General features: G+C 73.3%; 22 protein-coding genes and 1 pseudogene. 9 read left to right on the forward strand and 14 right to left on the reverse strand.

Annotated features, from left to right (window positions below; all coding sequences use genetic code 11):
• Window positions 1-198 precede the first annotated feature (198 nt).
• On the reverse strand, window positions 199-1,245 hold the full coding sequence (locus D7318_RS28270; RefSeq protein WP_120700076.1) for a medium chain dehydrogenase/reductase family protein: 1,047 nt from the start codon (window positions 1,243-1,245) through the stop codon (window positions 199-201).
• Between the two features lie 610 nt (window positions 1,246-1,855).
• On the opposite strand from D7318_RS28270, the gene D7318_RS28275 reads away from it, so the two are divergent.
• The gene (locus D7318_RS28275; RefSeq protein WP_183091519.1) at window positions 1,856-2,881 is read left to right on the forward strand and encodes a helix-turn-helix domain-containing protein; all 1,026 of its coding nucleotides are present in this window, start codon (window positions 1,856-1,858) and stop codon (window positions 2,879-2,881) included.
• 88 nt (window positions 2,882-2,969) lie between these two features.
• Window positions 2,970-3,404: a hypothetical protein gene (locus tag D7318_RS28280; RefSeq protein WP_120700078.1), complete on the forward strand. Its 435-nt coding sequence runs from the start codon at window positions 2,970-2,972 to the stop codon at window positions 3,402-3,404.
• Between the two features lie 38 nt (window positions 3,405-3,442).
• Here the strand turns inward: D7318_RS28280 and D7318_RS28285 are convergent, their stop codons facing one another.
• Both D7318_RS28285 and D7318_RS28290 read right to left on the reverse strand, forming a co-directional pair.
• The gene (locus tag D7318_RS28285; protein WP_120700079.1) at window positions 3,443-4,771 is read right to left on the reverse strand and encodes an aspartate aminotransferase family protein; all 1,329 of its coding nucleotides are present in this window, start codon (window positions 4,769-4,771) and stop codon (window positions 3,443-3,445) included.
• On the reverse strand, window positions 4,768-5,616 hold the full coding sequence (locus tag D7318_RS28290; RefSeq protein ID WP_120700080.1) for a nitrilase-related carbon-nitrogen hydrolase: 849 nt from the start codon (window positions 5,614-5,616) through the stop codon (window positions 4,768-4,770). Before D7318_RS28290 ends, D7318_RS28285 begins: the two co-directional genes overlap by 4 nt.
• 208 nt (window positions 5,617-5,824) lie before the next feature.
• Here D7318_RS28290 and D7318_RS28295 point away from each other — a divergent pair, with 208 nt between their 5' ends.
• Window positions 5,825-6,568 carry a hypothetical protein gene (locus D7318_RS28295; protein WP_120700081.1) on the forward strand — a complete coding sequence of 248 codons (744 nt, stop codon included), beginning with the start codon at window positions 5,825-5,827 and terminating at the stop codon, window positions 6,566-6,568.
• Between the two features lie 109 nt (window positions 6,569-6,677).
• Window positions 6,678-7,442: a GntR family transcriptional regulator gene (locus D7318_RS28300; RefSeq protein ID WP_120700082.1), complete on the forward strand. Its 765-nt coding sequence runs from the start codon at window positions 6,678-6,680 to the stop codon at window positions 7,440-7,442.
• A gap of 36 nt (window positions 7,443-7,478) precedes the next feature.
• Here the strand turns inward: D7318_RS28300 and D7318_RS28305 are convergent, their stop codons facing one another.
• The 8 genes from D7318_RS28305 to D7318_RS28340 all read right to left on the reverse strand — a co-directional run bounded on the left by D7318_RS28305 (window position 7,479) and on the right by D7318_RS28340 (window position 13,694).
• Window positions 7,479-7,904 carry a DUF6278 family protein gene (locus D7318_RS28305; RefSeq protein ID WP_120700083.1) on the reverse strand — a complete coding sequence of 142 codons (426 nt, stop codon included), beginning with the start codon at window positions 7,902-7,904 and terminating at the stop codon, window positions 7,479-7,481.
• A gap of 27 nt (window positions 7,905-7,931) precedes the next feature.
• On the reverse strand, window positions 7,932-8,741 hold the full coding sequence (locus tag D7318_RS28310; protein WP_120700084.1) for an exodeoxyribonuclease III: 810 nt from the start codon (window positions 8,739-8,741) through the stop codon (window positions 7,932-7,934).
• A 28-nt stretch (window positions 8,742-8,769) separates the two neighbouring features.
• Window positions 8,770-9,414 (reverse strand): MBL fold metallo-hydrolase, encoded by a 645-nt coding sequence (locus D7318_RS28315; protein WP_120700085.1) that lies wholly within the window; start codon window positions 9,412-9,414, stop codon window positions 8,770-8,772.
• A gap of 122 nt (window positions 9,415-9,536) precedes the next feature.
• Window positions 9,537-10,400 carry a CDP-diacylglycerol--serine O-phosphatidyltransferase gene (gene pssA / locus D7318_RS28320; RefSeq protein ID WP_408055544.1) on the reverse strand — a complete coding sequence of 288 codons (864 nt, stop codon included), beginning with the start codon at window positions 10,398-10,400 and terminating at the stop codon, window positions 9,537-9,539.
• Window positions 10,387-11,034 (reverse strand): phosphatidylserine decarboxylase, encoded by a 648-nt coding sequence (locus D7318_RS28325; protein WP_120700086.1) that lies wholly within the window; start codon window positions 11,032-11,034, stop codon window positions 10,387-10,389. The genes pssA and D7318_RS28325 overlap by 14 nt, the downstream gene beginning before the upstream one ends.
• Window positions 11,035-11,248: 214 nt before the next feature.
• Window positions 11,249-12,229 (reverse strand): HpcH/HpaI aldolase/citrate lyase family protein, encoded by a 981-nt coding sequence (locus D7318_RS28330; protein ID WP_120700087.1) that lies wholly within the window; start codon window positions 12,227-12,229, stop codon window positions 11,249-11,251.
• Window positions 12,226-13,035, reverse strand: coding sequence for a TetR family transcriptional regulator (locus D7318_RS28335; protein WP_408055545.1), 810 nt, complete (start codon window positions 13,033-13,035; stop codon window positions 12,226-12,228). The genes D7318_RS28330 and D7318_RS28335 overlap by 4 nt, the downstream gene beginning before the upstream one ends.
• Before the next feature lie 77 nt (window positions 13,036-13,112).
• Window positions 13,113-13,694 carry a GNAT family N-acetyltransferase gene (locus D7318_RS28340; protein WP_230424160.1) on the reverse strand — a complete coding sequence of 194 codons (582 nt, stop codon included), beginning with the start codon at window positions 13,692-13,694 and terminating at the stop codon, window positions 13,113-13,115.
• 185 nt (window positions 13,695-13,879) lie between these two features.
• Between D7318_RS28340 and prcB the strand changes: the two genes are divergently transcribed.
• On the forward strand, window positions 13,880-14,734 hold the full coding sequence (prcB, locus tag D7318_RS28345; protein WP_120700090.1) for a proteasome subunit beta: 855 nt from the start codon (window positions 13,880-13,882) through the stop codon (window positions 14,732-14,734).
• 9 nt (window positions 14,735-14,743) lie between these two features.
• Here prcB and D7318_RS28350 read toward each other — a convergent pair whose 3' ends face one another.
• The gene (locus D7318_RS28350; RefSeq protein WP_120700099.1) at window positions 14,744-15,559 is read right to left on the reverse strand and encodes an endonuclease/exonuclease/phosphatase family protein; all 816 of its coding nucleotides are present in this window, start codon (window positions 15,557-15,559) and stop codon (window positions 14,744-14,746) included.
• A gap of 33 nt (window positions 15,560-15,592) precedes the next feature.
• On the opposite strand from D7318_RS28350, the gene D7318_RS28355 reads away from it, so the two are divergent.
• Window positions 15,593-16,330, forward strand: coding sequence for an HAD family hydrolase (locus D7318_RS28355; RefSeq protein WP_120700091.1), 738 nt, complete (start codon window positions 15,593-15,595; stop codon window positions 16,328-16,330).
• On the opposite strand, the gene D7318_RS28360 is transcribed toward D7318_RS28355, so the two are convergent.
• A complete protein-coding gene (locus tag D7318_RS28360) occupies window positions 16,272-16,751 on the reverse strand; it encodes a hypothetical protein (protein ID WP_120700092.1) in 480 nt (159 codons plus the stop codon). The genes D7318_RS28355 and D7318_RS28360 overlap by 59 nt on opposite strands.
• Window positions 16,752-16,809: 58 nt before the next feature.
• Entirely contained in the window at window positions 16,810-17,031 is a 222-nt protein-coding gene (locus D7318_RS28365; protein WP_120700093.1) for a hypothetical protein, read from the reverse strand.
• 73 nt (window positions 17,032-17,104) lie between these two features.
• Between D7318_RS28365 and D7318_RS28370 the strand changes: the two genes are divergently transcribed.
• The 3 genes and pseudogenes from D7318_RS28370 to D7318_RS35055 all read left to right on the forward strand — a co-directional run.
• On the forward strand, window positions 17,105-18,061 hold the full coding sequence (locus D7318_RS28370) for a LysR family transcriptional regulator (protein WP_230424162.1): 957 nt from the start codon (window positions 17,105-17,107) through the stop codon (window positions 18,059-18,061).
• A 307-nt stretch (window positions 18,062-18,368) separates the two neighbouring features.
• Window positions 18,369-19,142: an SAM-dependent methyltransferase gene (locus D7318_RS28375; RefSeq protein ID WP_120700100.1), complete on the forward strand. Its 774-nt coding sequence runs from the start codon at window positions 18,369-18,371 to the stop codon at window positions 19,140-19,142.
• 60 nt (window positions 19,143-19,202) lie between these two features.
• Window positions 19,203-19,385: pseudogene (locus tag D7318_RS35055) on the forward strand (hypothetical protein); the annotation flags it as partial.
• Window positions 19,386-19,637 lie beyond the last annotated feature (252 nt).

Raw genomic sequence — 19,637 nt, forward strand, 5'->3', positions numbered from 1 at the left:
CGACCCTGTGCCCGTCGCGACGGCGGGCAGGGCGACGTTGACGACGGCCGTGCCGACCACCACGAGGAACTGGGCGGTGGCGGTCACCAGGAGGACGGCACGGCCACCCCCCAGTCTATGAGTGGCTGAACACTCACTCTTCATGGCGGAAAAAACCCAGGTCGCTCATCGACGCGTCGGAACGAGGGACCGGGCGTCTCAACGGGCCGACGCCGAGGGCGGCACGAGCACGACCTTGCCCGTGACCGTCCCCGACTCGGCCAACTCCAGGGCCTCGCCCGCCCGTTCGAGCGGAACCCGCGCGGCGACCTGCGCGGTCAGCCTGCCCTCGGCGAGCAGCGCGAGCACCGCGCCGAGGTCCGCGGCGAGCCGCGCCCTGAAGGCGGACCTGCGGCGGCTGCCCGCCCAGATGTTGAAGAACGTCGCGCGGTGGCCGTTGGGCAGGGCGTTCCACACCATCAGCCGCGCGAACAGCTTGAGCACCGGCAGCCGCGACGACCCGGACTCGTCGCGCGTGGCCGCGGTGCCGTACGAGACGAGCGTTCCGCCGGGGGCGAGCAGCCCGAAGGAGTCGACGATGCCGGGGCCGCCCACGTGGTCGAAGACGGCGTCCACCCCGCCGGGCGCCAACTCCCTGACGCGCCCGGGCAGATCGGGGTCGCGGTAGTCCACGGGGTCGGCGCCGAGCGCGCGGATCGCCTCGTGGTGCCGGGGTGAGGCGGTGCCGATGACGCGGATCCCGGCGAGCACGGCGAGCTGGGTGAGGGTGGAGCCGACGCCCCCGTTGGCGCCGTGCACCAGGACCGTCTGCCCGGCCCGCACCCCGGCGACCCGGTGCAGCATCCGCCAGGCGGTCAGCCCGTTGACCACGAACGTTTCGGCCTCGGCCGGGTCGACGCCGTCCGGCACGGGCACCAGGTCGGCGGCGTCGAGCACCGCGTGGCTCGCCCAGCCTCCCGTCTTGGTCAGCGCGGCGAACCGCCGCCCCACGAGCCCCGGGTCCACGCCCGGCCCTGTCGCGGTCACCGTGCCCACCAGGTCGTAGCCGGGGACGAAGGGGAACGGGGGCTGGTCGTAGTACTTCCCGCGCCGCATCTGCTGCTCGGCGAACGAGACGCCGGACGCCTCGACGGCGAGCGTGGCCCTGCCGGGCCCTGGCGCGGGCAACTCCCTGCGGACGACCTGGAGTTCGGAGGGCTCGACGGCGCCGGGAAGCACGATCTCCAGCGCGGTGGTGGCGGTCATGGCGGGGCTCCCTGGGGTATGTGTGAGTGACCACTCACAGTCTTCTATGTGTGAGTAAACACTCACACCCGCGACCCGTCAACCCCGGGAAGAGGAACACCCTTGTGGCGCGTGCCACGGGGGCGGTGGAGAGGCGGAGGAGTGGGGGTGGCGAGACCGAACGGCGCTCGCTCCGACCGAAGTTGGCCAGGCGCCGACTGCTTTTGATCATTAACGGAAGGGGATTGGCCAGCCGATGCCAGGATTCAGCGCGGTCACGCGCCATCATCCTGATTACATCTCGTAATGCTGGCGTACACGATGGGTAGACGTGTAGCGTCCCGCTGAACGAAGGAACCCGGCCGGTCGCCAAACCAGTTGGCCGGGTCCCTCCCCTTCGAACGCCACACGAGCACAGGAGAGGCATGCCCCCGAGCCGTATGCCATCGAATGGACGCTGCCCGCGCGACGGCGTGGCACCGACCTCGCGTGACCGTAGCATCCCGCGCCCCCGGATGGTTGAAACCCATCCCCTGTGTGCCACCGCGGTCAACGGTCGCTTATCGAGCCGCCGCACGTCGCCTCGCCCGGTGACCCCTCCGGCCCCCGCGACGAAATGAGCGGATCCGGAATGACTCGCTGCAAAAACCCCACATGCCGTCGGCCCGTCTTCCGCAACGGCAACGGGCGCCCCCGGCAGTACTGCGACAAGCCGTGCCGCGACGCGGCCTACCGGGCCGGGCGGCTCACGCCATCGCCCGACACCGAGCGCTACGCCGCCTATCTCCGCCAGCTCTCCGAGGACCTGGCCCAGCGCGCCCACGCCCTCGTGGTCGCCGCCCATGGCGCCGAGCCGCAGAAGGACGCGTCGCTCACCCTGCTCCGGCTGGTCACCGAGGCGGAGCGCGCCCTGGGGGACGTGCGCGCGGCGGCCGTTCAGCACGCCAGGACCCGCGGGGTGCGGGCGGTGGCGATCGCGCAGGCCATCGGCCTCACCCCCGCCCAGCTGCGCACCCGCCTGGCGCCGCCCGCCGTCGAACGCCGCATGCGCCGCCGCGAGGCCCTGGCCCGCCACCCCGACCCGGCGCCCGGGCAGCCCGAGCAGCCCGTCGTGAACGCTCCCCCTCCCGGCGCGTTCCCGCTCGCGCGCGCCCTCGCGACGCTTCAACGCTCCAGCGGGCGCTCGCTCAGCGAGGTCGGCCGCCGCGCCGGGGTCTCGCCCTCCTATGTCTCCCGCGTGCTCGCCGGGAAGCGCCGCCCCTCGTGGCCGCTGACCAGACGCATCGTCGAGGTCTGCGACGGCGACCCCGCCGATCTGCTCCCGCTGTGGCGCGCGGCCAGGGGCGAGGCCCCGCGCCCCGCGACGCCCGACGCCCTGCACGCCGCGCTGCGCGGGCTCCATCTCGCCGCCCAGCGGCCCCCGTTGGAGTCCATCCGCACCGCGAGCCACGGCCAGCTCAGCACCGCCGACATCGCCGGGCTGCTGCACGGGCAGCGGGTGCCGCACCGGACGGTCGTCGACCGCTTCGTGCAGGCGCTCGGCTTCCGCCCCGAGGCGTATCTTCCCCCGTGGGGGACCGAGCGCCCGCCGGGCGCGGCACGCCCCGGCGTGTGCTGCCCCACGCCCGGCGCGCTCCCCGCGGACGCCTTCGGCTGACCGCCCCCGCGCACCCCTTCACCCCACCCCGCACGCCCGCGCGCCCCGCCCCGCTCACCCGAACCCGTATGCCCCGGAGATCACGACGATGGACCCCGCCCCCGGGCAGGCCGCCCGCCGACTCCCGCCGGACTGCGAGGCGTTCCTCACGCTGCACTGCCCCCGCTATCTCCGCTACGCCCGCCTCCACCTGCCGCCCGCCGAGGCGGACGCCGCGGTCGCGGCGGTCTTCGACGAGCTGTTCACGTCCTGGCGCCGGGTGCTGGCCCACCCCAACCCCGCCGCATACGCCTGGTGGGCGCTGACCAGCCGCACCCGCCGTCAGCCCGACGAGTGGGCCGCGCTCGCCCCCGACGCCTACGACGCCGTCGCCCTGCGCCACCTCCTGGGCTATCCGCTGGCCGAGGTCGCCGCGGCCATGGGCGCCGAGCCCGAGGCCGTGCACACGCTGCTGCGCGGCCCCGCCGTGGCCGCCGTCCTGCGCCGGGCGGGACCCGTCCCCGGGCCCCGCCCGGCCCCCTGACCCGCACCTGCCAACGCGCACCTGCCAACGGTCAGCCGTCAGCCGTCGAGCCGCGCCCTCGCCTCGCGCAGCGCCCGCCCGAGCAGCTCCGCGCCCTCCTGCGCCTCGGACACCGTCAGGCTCAGCGGCGGCGCGATCCGCAGCACGCTCCCGCCCGGCCCGCCGCCCTTGCCGAGCAGCAGCCCGGCCTCACGCGCCGCCTCGAGCACGAGCGAGGCGGCCCGCGGACAGCTGTCGTCCGTGCCGGGCGCCACAAGATCCACGCCGATCATCAGCCCGCGCCCGCGCACCTCCCGCACGAGGTCGAGGCCCGCGCTCACCGCCCTGACGCGCTCGATCAGCAGCCCGCCCACGCGCCGTGCGTTGCCCTGGAGGTCGTTGGCCAGCAGGTGCTCCAGGTTCGCGAGCCCGGCCGCCATCGTCACCGGGCTGCCGCCGAACGTCGAGATCGACTGCGCGTCGAGGCAGTTCATCACCGAGGCGCGCGCCACCACGCCACCGATCGACATGCCGTTGCCGATGCCCTTGGCGAACGTCAGCACGTCGGGCGGCCCGTTCCCCGCGTGCGCCTGCCAGCCCCAGAAGTGCTCCCCTGTCCGCCCCCACCCCGTCTGCACCTCGTCGCTGATCCACAGGATCCCCCGCTCGTCCAGGACGCGGCGGAACGCGGCGAACAGCCCGTCGGGGCCCGAGGTGAACCCGCCCACGCCCTGCACCGGCTCGGCGATGAGCGCCGCCACGTTCCCGCGCGTCTGCGCCAGCACATCGCGCAGATCCGCCACACACGCCCGGATGTACGCCGCGTCGTCGAGGTCGGCGAACGGCCCGCGCGTGCGCACCCCGCCGTGCACGTACAGGGTCTGGAGCGGCGACAGACTCGTGGGCGACCAGGCGGAGTTGCCCGTGATCCCCACCGAGGAGAACGAACGCCCGTGGTAGCTGTTGCGCATCGCGAGCACCTGGTTGGACCCCCGGTGGGCCGTCGCCAGCATGAGCGCCGTGTCGTTCGCCTCGGTGCCCGACGTCGTGAAGAAGACCCGCGCGTCCGGGATGCCCGACAACGCCGCGACGCGCTCGGCCAGTTCGACCATGGGCCGGTTGAGGTAGAGCGTCGACGAGTGCACCAGGCGCGCGGCCTGCTCGGCGACCGCCTTGGTCACCGCGGGCAGCGCGTGCTCCGTCATCGTGGTGAGGATCCCGCCGAAGAAGTCCAGGTAACGGACCCCCTCGGCGTCCCACACGTGCCGCCCCTCGCCGTGCGTCAGCTCGATCGGCCGCTCGTAGTACAGGCCCACCCACTCGGGCAGCACGGCCCGGTGCCGACGCAGCAGCTCCTCGGGCCCGTTCCCGTTCCCCGGCGCGGTCACGGCCGCACCAGCCCGTCGTACGCGTCGGGGCGCCGGTCGCGGTAGAACGCCCACTGTCGGCGTACCTCGTCGATCAGCCCGAAGTCCAGGTCCCGCACCACGAGTTCCTCCTCGCTGTCGCTGGCCGCCTCACCCACCAACTGCCCGCGCGGATCCACGAAATAGCTGGATCCGTAGAAGTCGTTGTCCCCCAGCGGCTCACGGCCCACGCGGTTGATCGCCGCCACGAAGAACGCGTTGGCCACCGCGGCCGCCGGCTGCTCCAGGCGCCACAGGTGCGCCGAGAGCCCCCGCGACGTCGCCGACGGGTTGTACACGAGGCGCGCCCCCGCCAGGCCCAACTCCCGCCAGCCCTCGGGGAAGTGCCGGTCGTAGCAGATGTACACCCCGATCCGCCCCGCCGCCGTGTCGAACACCGGCCAGCCGGCGTTCCCGGGGCGGAAGTAGAACTTCTCCCAGAACCCGGGCAGTTGGGGGATGTGGTGCTTCCGGTAGGCGCCCAGGTAGCCGCCGTCCGCGTCGATCACCGCCGCGGTGTTGTAGTAGTGCCCCGCGTCCGCCACCTCGAAGACCGGCACCACGAGCACCATCCCGGTCTCCCTCGCCAGCCGCCGCATCCGCGTCACCGTCGGGCCCTCGGGCACCGGCTCGGCCCAGCGGAACTGCTCGGACTCCTGCACCTGGCAGAAATAGGGCGCGTTGAACATCTCCTGGAAGCCGATCACCCGCGCGCCCCGCCTGGCCGCCTCCCTGGTGAACGCCTCGTGCCGGGCGATCGTCGACTCCGAGTCCCCGGTCCAGCTGGTCTGCACCAGCGCGGCCCGCACGACTTCCGCTTCCACCATCAGCTGCTCCCGTCATCGCGGCGCTGCGCCGCACTCGACCGCATAGGCGATGAACCGTAGGAGCCGTCACACACCGTGGCAAGGCCGTGGCGCGTCGTGTCGCCGACGGGGGCGGCGCACCGGCGCGCCGGTCGGGCGCCGCCCGCGCGTTCCGGGCCCTCGCCTGCGGGGCTCGTCCGCTCAGCGCCGCGCCGGTAGATTCCCGGCCATGAATGACGACGTGCGTACGCTCCTGATCGCCGTGGCCGCGACCGCGGTCGTCGCGTTGGCGCTGGGCTGGCTGCTGCGGGGATACCGGCAGGACCGCTCGTTGCGCCGCCTCCAGACGTTCTTCGGGCTGCCGGAGAACTCCGAGTGCCTCCTCGTGGTCAGCCGCGACACCGGCACGGACGGCGCGATCGCCCGCAACGACGTGTTCGCGCTGCTCGAACTGGCCGCGGTCATCGCCAACTGCGGCGCCAAGGCGTCCCTCATATCCGGCGAGACCGCGCGCCAGGGCTTCGGCGAGCGCACGGAGTTCTGCATCGGCGGGCCCATGGCCAACCGCCGCATGGCCGCCCACCTGCACAGCCTGCTCCCCGGCGTGGCGGTCAACACCGACGCCGACCCGGGGCCCGACCGGGGCGCGTTCCTCATCGGCACCGAGCGCTACCGGCTGGAGAACGGCTCGGTCGAGCACGTCCTGCTGGCCCGGCTCACCGCGGGGCAGCAGGGCCGCCCGGTCTTCCTCGCGTGCGGCCAGCGCTCCATCACGGCGCAGGCCGCCACCCGCTATCTCGCGAAATACCACACCAAGCTGGCCCGCAAGTACGGCTCAGGCGGCAACTTCTGCCTGCTGCTCAAGGTGGTCAACTCCCAGGCTTACGGCCCCGATGTCGTCGAGCTGGTCAAGGACGTCACCCGCGCCGCCACCACCCCGCAGCCGAAGCTCACGACCAGTAAGGAGTCCTGACCTGCCGTGACGTAGCCTGTCGCGTGGCCCTGTCCTACGGGCCACGGGGTCCCACGGGCCACGGGGAGGCTGGGCCGCGGTGCCCGCGCCCGGGAAGGGAGACGGGGAGATGCGCGAGACCCGGCCGATGTACCAGCGGATCGCGGACGATCTGCGGCGCCGGATCGACGAGGGAACGCTGGTGGTGGGGGCCAGGATCCCCTCGAGGGCCGAGCTCAAACGGGTCTACCACGCCAGCGACCAGACCGTGGACCGGGCGGTCCGCGTGCTCAAGGCGGCCGGATACGCCAGCGGGCGGTTCGGCAAGGGCGTCTTCGTGAGCGACCGCCTCCCCATGGGCGCCCTGGTGCGCACCACCGACGCGTGGGACAGCCCGCTGTCCGCCCACATCAGCGTCGCGGGGGGCCGCCTGGCCGACCGGCCCGCGCTGGCCTGGGAGGCCGTCTCCACCACCACCGTCGCCCCGCCGGGGATCGCCGAGCGCCTCGAGGTCGGCCAGGGCGACCGCGTGATGTGCACGCAGTACGAGTACCTCGCCGACCGGCGCCCCCTGCAACTGGCCACCAGCTGGGAGCCGTTGGCCCTGACCGAGGGCACCGATGTCACCTATCCCGAACGCGGCCCGTACGCCAGGCGCGGCGTCAGGGGCCGCTTCGCCGCGATCGGCATCCGCGTCGCGCGGGCCAGGGAGGTCGTCGCCTCGCGGCCCGCGACCAGCCCCGAGGCCGAGGCCCTCGGCTGCGTCCCCGGCCAGTGCCTCACCGCCGTCGAACGCACCCACTACGACGAGGACGACCGGCCCGTGGAGACCTCCGACACCGTGGTGCTCGGCGACCGCTGGCGCCTGGAGTACGCCATCACGTTCGCCGACTGACGCCCGCCGCCGAGGGCGCGCCCCTCACACCTCGGCTCACACCTCGGCGACCTCCGCGTACACCTGCGACAGCTCGGGCGTCCCCGTGTCCGCCCACTCCTGCCCCGCGGTCACCACGTCGACCTCGCGCCCCGACGCCATCACCACGACGGGGCGCCCCTCGGGCCCCGGGCCCCAGTGCGCGCCCGGCACCGTCCGCACGATGACCGTCCCGAGGTACAGGCCCGCGTCGTTGGCCAGCTCGGGCAGCTCCTCGGGGTCGTCGCGCCAGCGCGGCAGCAGCTGGTCGAGCGCCTCCAACGACACCGGCGTGTCACCGAGCACCACGCCCGCGCGCTGCGCCCTGGCCCGCAGCAGGTCGCACTCCGAGAGCAGTTGTGCCACCCCTTCGGGATCGGACCACGCGTCGGTCGCTGTGTCGGCGGGCCTCTTGCGCCAGTTGTCCAGGAAAGGGATGTTCATGCGGACCAGGGTCCCATCCCCGACGGCTCAGGCACCACCGGGCACGCTCCCGTCCTCGTCGACATCGAGGTCCACCACCACAGGCGCATGGTCCGACGCCCCCTTCCCCTTGCGCTCCTCGCGGTCCACATACGCGTCTTCGACGGCTCGCGCGAACGCGCCGTTCCCGTAGACCAGGTCGATGCGCATCCCCCGGTTCTTCGGGAAGCACAGCTGGCGGTAGTCCCAGTACGTGAACGGTTGGTCGTACTTGAGCGGGCGCGGCACCACGTCGGACAGGCCGGTGCCGCGCAGGGCGGCGAGCGCGGCGCGCTCCTCCTCGGTCACATGCGTGGAGCCCTCGAACCGCGCGATGTCGTACACGTCTTCGTCGGCGGGCGCGACGTTGAAGTCGCCGAGCACCGCGAACGGCCTGTCTCCCGCGGCGTCCTTGGCCACGGTCCCGGTCAGCGCCTCGAACCAGCGCAGCTTGTACGCGAAGTGCGGGTGGCCCACCTCCCGCCCGTTGGGCACATAGACCGACCAGACGCGCACCCCGCCGCAGGTGGCCGCTATGGCGCGCGGCTCGGCCCTGCCGTCGAACTCGGGCCCGGCCCGCAGGCCGGTCTCCACCTCGGTCAGGCCGACGCGGGAGAGGACGGCCACGCCGTTCCACCGCCCGTCGGCGTGCACGGCCGCCTCGTACCCGAGGTCGCGCAGCCGCTGGGCGGGGAACGCGTCGGCGTCGCACTTGAGCTCCTGCACGCACAGCACATCGGTGCCGCTGCGCTCCAGCCAGGCGGCGAGCCGGTCGACGCGGACGGTGATCGAGTTGACGTTCCAGGTGGCGATGCGCATGGCGGTCTCTTCAACGGGTCGGCGGCGGTCAGACGGTGGTGGACTCGCCGGGCGCGAGCCTGGCGTACGCGGTGGGGCCCGTGCCGGGGCCATCAGGGCTGAGGTTCCGTCCGTAGACGGCCAGGCCCGCGTCGGCGAGCAGCCCGTCGTGCACGGCGTAGGCCCGCTCGGCGCCGACCTCGCGCACATAGTCGAGGACCTCGGAGAACTTGCTCCACGGCGCGTGGAGCGGGAGCATCAGCACCCGGACGGGCCGCTCGGGCACGGTGAGCGCGTCCCCCGGGTGGAACAGCGCCCCGTCCACGAGGAAGCCGACGTTCGCGATGCGCGGCAGGTCGGGGTGGATCACGGCGTGCAGCTCGCCGTGCGCCTCGACGGCGAACCCGGCGGCCTCGAACGTGTCGCCGTGCCCGACGGTGTGCACCCGCCCGGGGAACGCGGCGGAGACGCGCTCGGCGACGCTGCGGGGCGCCCAGACCTCGGTGCCGGGACGCCCGTCGAGGGCGACGCGCAGCCGCCCCTCGTCCAAGTGGTCGGGGTGCTCGTGCGTGATCAGGACGGCGTCGGCGCCCGCCGCCGCGTCCTCCTCGCTGAAGGCGCCCGGGTCGATGACGAGGGTGCGGCCGCCCTTGGTCAGCCGCACACAGGCGTGGCCCTTCTTGGTCAGCTCCATGCGGGCCATTGTGCTACGCGCCACCGACAGCCGCCCACGAGGGCATCCGCGACGGCCGGGGAGCGGCCGAACCTGACGCCCGACGCCGGACCCGGACCCGACGCCCGACCCGACGAGGACTCCTACGGCTCGGCGGCGGCGCGGGCCTCGCGGCGGTTGTCGCGGATGGTGTACACGCGGCGGACCATCGCGAACAGCGGGATGACCGCGCCCAGCACGAGCTGGAGCGAGCAGGCGGTCTGGAGCATCAGCAGGCCGCCGGGGGCGTCGAAGGCCCACGCGGTCAGCAGCGCCATGCTGAGCACGATCCAGGAGAGCATCGCGACGGCCAGGGTGCCGCGCGGCTTGGGGTACTCCACCCGGCTCACCATGAGCCAGGCCACCCCGACGATGGCGAGCAGCGTCGGCGTGAACGGCAGCTCCAGCAGCACGATGGAGACCACGGTGAGCGCGCCGAACGGGCTCGGCATGCCCTGGAAGACGCCGTCGGGCACCTGGACGCAGGAGAATCTCGCGAGCCGCAGGATCACCGCGAGCAGCACGACGATGGCGGCGACCGCGGAGAGCGGCTCGTGGACGTCGCCGACGACCATCCCCCACACCAGCACGAAGTAGGCGGGGGCGAGGCCGAAGCTGATGAGGTCCGAGAGGTTGTCGAGCTCGGCGCCCATCGGCGAGGCCCGCAGCTTGCGGGCCACCAGGCCGTCGAAGAGGTCGAAGACCGAGGCCAGCAGCATCAGGAGGACGGCGGTCGCGGCGTTGTTCCGGACGACGCCCGCGTCGCCGCTGTTCGTCAGGTGCGGGATCAGGACGCCGGTGGTCGTGAAGTAGACGGCGAGGAAGCCGCAGGTGGCGTTCGAGAGGGTGAGCGTGTCCGCTATTGAGAGGCGCATGGACAACGGCATGCCGTCGTCTTCCGGCTCCTCGTCCTCCACCTCGGCCCAACTGGCCCGCGAGCTCCGTGACTTGCGGTCAATCACGGTCAAGGCGAGTCACTCCCGCTGTGGTGCGTGTGCCGACCTCGACGGCGGGCTCGATGCCCTCGGGGAGGTACACGTCGACGCGGGAGCCGAAGCGGATGAGCCCGATCCGGTCGCCCTGCTCGACCTTGCACCCCTGCGGCACGTAGGGCACGATGCGGCGGGCCACGGCGCCGGCGATCTGGACCATCTCGATGTCGCCCAACTCGCTGGAGAAGTGCCAGACGACCCGCTCGTTGTTCTCGCTCTCCTTGTCGAACGCCGGGACGTACCCGCCGGGGATGTGCTCGACGGACGAGACGGTCGCGGCCACCGGGGCCCGGTTGACGTGGACGTTGAGCGGGCTCATGAAGATCGCCACCCGGACGCGGCCGTCGTGCCAGGGCGTGATGCTCTGGACGACGCCGTCTGCCGGGGAGATCAGGCGCCCCTGGCCGATCTCCCGCTCGGGGTCGCGGAAGAACCACAGCATGCCCGCGGCCAGCGCGGTGGTCGGCACGGCGACGGCCGCCCAGCGGCCGGAGCGGCGGGACTTCACCAGGCTGACGGTGGCGGCGGCCACGGTGGGCAGCAGCCAGGGGGAGGCGCCGCGTGCCAGACGTACCCGGCCGCCGGATTGGGGAGATGAGCGGTAAGGCATGGGAGACCTTCGTAGCGTGGGAAGCCGCACCTGTCCGAAGCGACGCGGCTACGTCGATGCTATAGGTTTCGAGCGGTAACTCGGCAAGCCAGCGGGCCGTTGGGGGCCTTCGGGGCAAGGGGCGGGGCGCCTCCGAGGCATTGATCATCTTCCCGGAACGGGCAGTTCGTTCGCGTTTCGAGGGGATCGGGACCACCGCGTGAGCGCCCCTTCATCATTCGGCAAAACTTCCGTCCCCGGCCGGTGGCGCATAGGTCTTCGTGCGGGTCAGTCCCGCCGCTCGCCCCTTACCGGCGATGACGAGCGCCATCTTGCGGCTCGCCTCGTCGATCATCTCGTCGCCCAGCATCGCCGCCCCGCGCGCGCCCCCGCGCTCGGAGGTGACATACGCGTAGGCGTCAAGGATCAGCTCCGCGCGGTCGTAGTCCTCCTGGGTCGGGGAGTAGACCTCGTTCGCCGCGTCGATCTGACCCGGATGCAGCACCCACTTGCCGTCGAAGCCGAGCGCGGCGGACCTGCGGGCCACCTCGCGGAAGCCGTCGACGTTCCTGATCTGGAGGTAGGGCCCGTCGATCGCCTGGAGCCCCGCGGCGCGGGCGGCCATCAGGATCCGCATCAGGACGTAGTGGTAGGCGTCGGCCGGATAGCCGGGCGGCTGCTCGCCCACCACCAGGGACTTCATGTTGATGGACGCCATGAAGTCGGCGGGGCCGAAGACGATCGTCTCCATGCGGGGCGACGCCGTCGCGATCTCGTCGACGTTCACCAGGCCCTGGGCGTCCTCGATCTGCGCCTCGATGCCGATGCGGCCCACGGGCAGCCCCGCGGACCGCTCGACCTGCGTCACCAGCAGATCGAGCGCCCGCACCTGGTGGGCGTCGCGCACCTTGGGCAGCATGAGGCAGTCCAGGCTCGCCCCCGCGCCCTCGACCACGGTGATCACGTCGCGGTAGGTCCATGGCGTCGTCCAGTCGTTGACCCGCACGACGCGTGTCTTGCCCGTCCAGTCGCCCTCGTTGAGCGCCTTGACGATCGCGTGCCGCGCGCCCTCCTTGGCCAGCGGGGCGCACGCGTCCTCGAGGTCGAGGAAGACCTGGTCGACCGGCAGGCCCTGGGCCTTCTCGAGGAAACGCGGGCTGCTGCCCGGCACGGCCAGGCACGAGCGCCGGGAACGCGGCCCGTCGGCGCGGGTCATCGGGGGTCCTCCTCGGCCCTGGGCGCGCGCTCCCGCCGCGCCGTGTCCCGCGCCTTGTCCCGCAACGCCTGCTCGATCGTGCGCATCACCTCGCCGAGCGGCGCGTCCGTCCTCGCCACGGTCACCAGCACCTCGCCGCGCGGCGACGACACCGCGGCGGGCGGCCCCTCGACCCCGGCGGGCAGCGCGCCGAACGTCCGCCGCACGATGGCGAACGCGTGGTCGAGCTCGGTCGCCACGTCGCCCTGCCCGTCGCGCCGCAGCCAGCGCCGCAGCACGTGGTTGTGCGCGGTCACCACGGCCGCCGCCGCGACCTCGGCGAGCAGCGGCTCGTCGCCGTCGTGCGGGGAGTGCTCGTCGAACTGGCCCAGCAGATAACGGGTGAAGAGGCGTTCGTAGCGGGCGACCGAGGCGATCTCCCGCTCGCGCAGCGCGGGCACCTCGCGCGTCAGGCGGTAGCGCTGGACCGAGACGGCGGGGGAGGCCGTGTACATCTTCATGACCTCCTTGATCCCGCGGCAGACCGTGTCGATGGGGTTCTCCAGGGGCGGCGCCGCCTCGAGCACGGCCTCCGCGCGCACCAGCGTGTCGTCGTGGTCGGGGAAGATCGCCTCTTCCTTGGAGCGGAAGTGCCGGAAGAACGTGCGCCGCGCCACCCCGGCCGTGGCGGCGATCTCGTCCACCGTGGTGGCCTCGTACCCCTTCGTCGCGAAGAGCTCCATGGCCGCAGCGGCCAGCCTGCGGCGGACCTTGAGGCGCTGGGACGAGGTCGGGGGCCTGACGCTGGACTTCACGGGCTGGGCCATGAAGGGAACGTACTGCATCCACCTGGCGCGACGCTCATGGATACCGCCGCGCCGGGGAACGGCCCCGCCACCCGCCGTCACGCGCTCGCGGCCCCGATCGCGTCGAGCCCGCGGGCGTACCGCACCTCGTGCACGGGCGTGCCCCCGACCAGCTCGCTGCGCTCCGCGCCGTCGGGGACGAGCCCGGCGCGGTCGTAGAAGCGGCGGCCGATGGCGTTGTCCCGCAGCACCCAGAGCCGCATCCCGCGGTGGCCCCGCTCGGCGAGCCAGCGCGTCGACGCGGCCATCAGCGCGCGGCCGATGCCGTGCCCGATGAACGGGGGGCGTAAGTACAGCGCGTGCAGCTCGCCCCAGGAGGACCCGGACGCGCCCTGGGCGTCCGTTCCTTCCGCTTCGTCCGCGGTCCCGTCGGGGCGGTAGGGGCCCGAGTGGGACCAGCCGACGACGCCCGCGTCCCGTTCGACCGCGACCAGGTGCAGCAGGTCGGCCGCCGCCCTTGGCAGCCCGGCGCGCAGCCGCGCCGCGAACAGCTCGGGCCGCATCCCGTCGAGGAACTCCTGCGGCATCAGGCCGCGGTAGGCGTGCCGCCACCCCTCGATCCTGGTCCGCGCGACCCCGTCGATGTCCGCCGCGCCCATCTCTCGTATCTCGATGCGCATACCGGGCAGCGTAGTTCGCCGCCGCCGCTGCCTGCCTGCGAGAACGCGCGGCCCTCCGTCGTCGTCCACCTCCAACTCCCTTGATCGGCAAGCGGTTCACCCCCGTCGCGGGCGGATATGCCTACGATGGGCCGCACTTCGCAGGGGATTCCGCAACGGGAGTTCGCCACAGGAAGGGGAGAGCCGTGTCCGCCGATGCCGCCGACCGGGGCCAGCTGCCCGCGGGGTTCCTCGCCCCTGGGCCGCCGTCGTTCCTCGACTTCCTCGCCCGCCACGCGCCCGACGCGCTGCCCGCGCGCCCGGTCGCCACGACCCCGGGTGCCGACGAGCGCGCGCAGCGGATCCCGCACGGGACCACGATCGTCGCCGCGACCTACGCGGACGGCGTCCTCATCGCCGGGGACCGCCGCATCACCCAGGGGAACCTGATCGCCCACCGCGACGCGGAGAAGGTGCTCGCCACGGACGAGTTCTCGGCCGTGGGCATCTCGGGCACGGTCGGCATCGCCCTCGACATGGTGCGCCTCTTCCAACTGGAGCTCGAGCACTACGAGAAGGTCGAGGGCGTCCCGCTCTCGCTGGTCGGCAAGGCGAACCGGCTGACCGCCATGATCCGCGGCAATCTCGGCCTGGCCATGCAGGGCCTCGCCGTGATCCCGCTGTTCGCCGGGTACGACGTGGCGGGGGAGCGGGGCCGCGTCTTCTCGTTCGACGTCACGGGCGGGCACCACGAGGAGCGGGACTTCGCGACCACGGGGTCGGGCTCGCCGTTCGCCAGGGGCGCTCTCAAGAAGCTGTACCGGCCCGGCATGAGCGCGGACGACATCTGCGCCGTCGTCGTCCAGGCGCTCTACGACGCCGCCGACGAGGACACCGCGACCGGCGGGCCCGACCTCGCGCGGCAGTACTATCCGCTGCTCACGCTGATCACCGAAGAGGGCGTGCGCACCCTGGACTTCGACGAGTCGGCGGCGATCGCCCGCCGCGTCGTGGACGGGCGCCGCGACCGGCCGGACGGGCCGACGGCCGCGCCGCTGTGAGCGGGCCCGTCAGCCGATCAGCTCCGCCACGACCGCCATGTGGTCCGAGGGGAAGACGCCGTCCACCGGAGCGTCGGCCGCGCGGCGGGCCGCGGTGACCAGGCCGAGGCGGTCGGGCCCCGGCAGCCCTACATGGATGTAGTCGATGCGCGCCCGGAACCCCGCGGGCCCCGCGACATGGGGGTTCTCCACCGGGTCCCACGTGGCCCAGGGCGCCGCCGGGTCGGCCGCGCGCCACGCGTCGAGCATCACCTGGCCCCGCACCGCGGGCGTGGTGAGCGTGCCGCCGAAGAGCCGCACCTCGTCGGACTCGGGCTCGGCGTTGAAGTCCCCCGTGACCACGGGCGGGAAGGGGCCGGTGCCGCGCCGCTCCCACACGTGCCGCGCCAGCGCCCGCACCTGCTCGACCCGCACCGCCGAGCCGCCCTGCGCCGAGTGCAGATGCGTCGTGAAGAACGGCACCCGCACCCCGCCCTCCGCCTCGATCAGCGCGAACAGCGCGGTCCTGATCTCGGGCGGGCCGCCCGCCACCGGAAGCCGGTCGACCGCGGTCTCCACGATCGGCCACCGGCTGAGCACCGCGTTCCCGACCGCGGGGAGGTCGTCGCCCAGGGCGGCGCGCCAGTGGGGGAACGCCTCGCCCGGCGCCCACGCCCAGTGCATGCCCAGCTCGTCGGCCAGCCGACCCGCCAGGTTCGCGCCCTCGCCGGTCTGCCACACCTCCTGGAGCCCGATGACGTCGGGGCGCTCGCGCCGCAGCGTCTCAAGGATCGCCGCCTCGCGCCGTTCCCAGGGACCGAACCGCCACCAAAGATTCCAGGTCATGATGCGCACGGGCCTGATGCTACGGTCCCGTTCATGCCCATCAGCGCCGTGGTCTGGGACATCGACGACACCCTCTTCGACTACACGGGGACGGACAGGAGCGCCGCTCTGCTGCACTTCGAGGCCGAGGGTCTGCTCGGCCGGTTCGCCTCGTCCGATGACGCGCTGGCCGAGTGGCGCGCGCAGATGGAGGCGCACTACGCCCGCTATCTGGTGGGCGAGACCGACTTCCCCGGGCAGCGCAGGGCGCGCGTCCGCGGGTTCCTCGACGCGTGCGCGCCGGGGGGCGCCGCCGCCCCGCTCGACGACGCGGCGGCGGACGCGTGGTTCGACCGGTATCTGGAGCTGCGCAGGGACGGCGACGGCCTGTTCCCCGACGTGCTGCCCGCGCTCGCGGCGCTGACCCCGCACTACCGGCACGGCCTGCTGTCCAACTCCGACGCGGACCACCAGGACCGCACGCTGCGCGGGCTGGGGATCAGGGACCGTTTCGAGGTGCTGGTGTGCTCGGGGCAGCTGGGGCACGCCAAGCCCGCGCCCGAGGCGTTCCTCGCGGTGTGCGCGGCGATGGACCTGCCGCCCGGCGCGGTGGCGTATGTGGGGGACAGGCCCGACATCGACGCGGCGGCGGCCGACGCGGCCGGGCTGCACGGGATCTGGCTCGACCGCACGGGGGACCGGACGGCTGCCGCGTCCGAATCCCCGCGGCGGATCACCGGCCTTGCCGCCCTGCCCGCGCTGCTTGCGACCCTGGCCGCTCCCACCAGTTGAACAGCAGCTCGCCGAGGGTGCCGGGGCGCCAGCGGCGGGCGGCGGCGCGGTCGGCCTCGTCGACGCCTTCGAGCGCCCCGAGGTCGACGGCGGACAGGGGCTTGGCGAGGGTGCCCGCGTCCAGGACGCGGAGGCCCTTGAGGGTGAACGCCTCGGCCCAGCGTGGTGGTTCGCGGAAGTGCAGCCGGGCCGAGCCGGGGAACGGCGGGGGCGCGGCGAACGCCACGAGCCCGCCGCGCGGGCGGCACACGACGCGGTGGCGCAGGCGGCGTTCGCTCATGGCCGCCGAGTGGTAGGCCGTCGGGCCCGCCGCCTCGGTCAGCTCGTAGAAGGTGACGCCAGGGGTGCGGGCCGCGGCCTCGTGGCAGGCGGCCCGGAACGCCACGAGCGCCGCGTGCGCCGCGTCGCCGTCCCTCGCCATCGCCCGCCCCCTTCCGCCCAGGCTCGGCACCTGGGGAAAGCGTAGGGGAGAGGGGCGTTCACGGGGAGTCGGGGCAGTCGGGGGCGTGGCCGCCCGAGACGAGCGGCGCGGTGCGTGGGTCGTCGGGGGTGAGGGCCATGCGGAGCCCGCCGCACGTGGGGCAGCGGGTCCAGCGGACCGTTCCCTCGCTGGTGACGTGCCGCGAGACCTCGACGGGGGTCGCGCGGACGCGGGTCGTGGGGTCGGCGTTGGCGTGGGTCGTGTCGGTCGTGAGGGTCATGGGTCGAGTGTCGGTGCGGATGACCGTTCGCGTCCATTGCATGTTTCCCAGGGTTTATGTGCAAAATTACTGCATGATTGATCTGCGTCGACTCCAGGTGCTCAGGGCGGTGCACCAGCACGGCACGGTCACGGCCGCGGCCGCGGCGCTGCATCTCACGCCCTCCGCCGTCTCCCACCAACTACGAGAGCTCTCCCGCGAGTTGAAGGTGCGGCTGATCGAGCCGCAGGGCCGGGGGATCCGCCTGACGGGCGCCGCGCACCTCGTGATCGAGCACGGTGACGCGCTGCTGGCCCGCTGGGAGCAGGCCGAGGCGGCGCTCGCCGCGCAGCGCCAGGGCGAGGCGGGGCTGCTGCGCATGTGCGGCTTCCCGAGCGCGATCTCGGGGCTCGTCGCCCCGGCGACGGCGCTGCTGCGGGAGCGGCACCCGGGGCTCGCGGTCGAGGTCACGGAGGCCGAGGCGCCCGCGGGGTTCGACATGCTGATGTCGACGGACGCCGACATCGCCGTGCTGGCGCCGCCCGCGGGGTTCCCACACCCCAAGGACTCGCGCTTCGACCAGGCCTCGCTCCTCGAGGACCCGTTCGACCTGCTCGTCTCCGCGGGGCATCCGCTGGCGGCGCGGGACTCGGTCGCGCTGGGCGAGACCGCGGGCGAGGACTGGGTGCTGCCGCTGCCCGACAGCTGCGACCACCACCGCCGCGTCATGGTCTTCTGCGCCGCCGAGGGCTTCACGCCGCGCGTGACCCACCATGTCAAGGAGTGGTCGGCCATCTCCGCCATGGTCTGCCACGGCCTCGGCGTCACCCTCTTCCCGCGCCTGGCCGAGATCCCGCCGTCGCACACGGTCGTCCGGGTGCCGGTCACCGCGCAGATGCCGCTCTTCCGGCACATCCTCACGTGTGTGCGGGGCGGCAGCCGCGACCACCCGGTGATCCGTCGCGGCCTGGCCGCGCTGGCCGACGTGATCGACGGCCATCCGGCGCTGCGCGACGCGCCGGGGCCGCGTCGTCCTGTGAGTTCCGTGTGAGTCCCAGGACCCCCGGGCGCCGATGCCGCGGCGTTCCCCGTGGGACGGGCTCGCCCCTCACACGCGGCGTTCATGAACGCGCACCCCGCGCCGCTGCTGGCGCTCGCGGCGGGGGAGGGGGCCACGTTCCGCGTCCTGCTGCTGTCGCAGAGCGAGGTCGAGGGGTGAGGGCGCCGCCCCGCCGTCGTGTCTCCCGGTGGTGCGCCCGCGTGGATGACCGGACCGTTCCGTTCCTTCAAGTGATCAATTCGCGCCGTTCTCAACGGGGGTTGCTGACCTGCATCCGTGTCATGATCCGGCGGTGAGCGTGGACGCGAGCCTGGCGCACAACGCGCGGGTCTGGGACTACTGGCTGGGCGGCCGGGAGAACTACGAGGTCGACCGCAGGGTCGGCGACCATGTGCGCGCCATGTTTCCCGGCATCGTCCAGGTGGCGCGCGCCGACCGGCGGTTCCTCGGCCGGGCCGTGCGGCACCTCGTCGGGTACGCGGGGATACGGCAGTTCCTCGACATCGGCACCGGGCTGCCCACCGTCGAGAACACCCATGAGATCGCCCAGCGCCTCGCCCCCGACGCCCGGGTCGTCTATGTGGACAACGACCCGCTCGTGCTCGCCCACGCCCGCGCGCTGCTCGGCGGGACCCCCGAGGGCATGACGGACTATGTCGACGCGGATGTCCACGAGCCCGACACGATCCTCGAGGCGGCGGCGAAAACGGTCGACTTCGATCGGCCGGTGGGCCTTCTCCTGCTGGGAATCCTCAACTTCGTGCTGGACACCGACCGGGCCGTGGCCGTCGTGGACCGCCTGCTTGACGCGCTCGCGCCCGGCAGCCATGTGGTGATCACCCACCCCACCGGCGAGTTGGGCGGCGCGGAGAACGAGGCGGCGATGCGCTACTGGAACGCCAACGCCACGCCGCCGATCACCGCGAGGACCGGCGCCGAGGTGGCCCGTTTCCTGCGCCGCGTCGAGCTGTTGGCGCCGGGCCTCGTGTCGTGCTCGCGGTGGCGCCCCGAGCCGCACGACCTGGCGGGGCGCGTGGTGCCCCAGTTCGGCGCGGTCGGCCGCACGGCATAGCGCTCGGGGACGGGGAAAATCCCTCGTCGGGCGGGCCCTTCGGCTTCTACGCCGCGTGCCATGTCCGAGTCCGGGTGCCGCGTCAGGGCCGCCTTCACCGACGACACGGTCACCGTCTACCAGGCGTACCCGCCCGCGATCGGCGTTCCCACGGCGCGCGACGCATGGCGGCGCGCCCTTCGGAACGCCCCGGCGCGCGTGCAGTGGGACCCCGAGCGCGACCTGCGGCTCGCCGCTGGCCCGCGAGATCCACGGCCTAGTACTACAGGGCTAGATCTTGATCATGGGGTGATGGGAGGCTGGGGCTGTGGCCACGACCCAACGCTGTGATCCAGATCGTTCGTCGGACGCCGTCGGCCCGGCCGATTTAGCCTCGGGCTTTCATGAAGCGGGTTGTCCGGCAGGCGGTCAGGAAAGCAGAAAGTGCCTCTGACCAGCAAGAATGAGGATTGTCGAGGTCCTTGTTCCTGCCACCGCCGGAGGCACTTCCCAGGT

Source organism: Streptomyces radicis, from assembly GCF_003626575.1.
Classification (GTDB): Bacteria; Actinomycetota; Actinomycetes; order Streptomycetales; family Streptomycetaceae; genus Streptomyces; species Streptomyces radicis.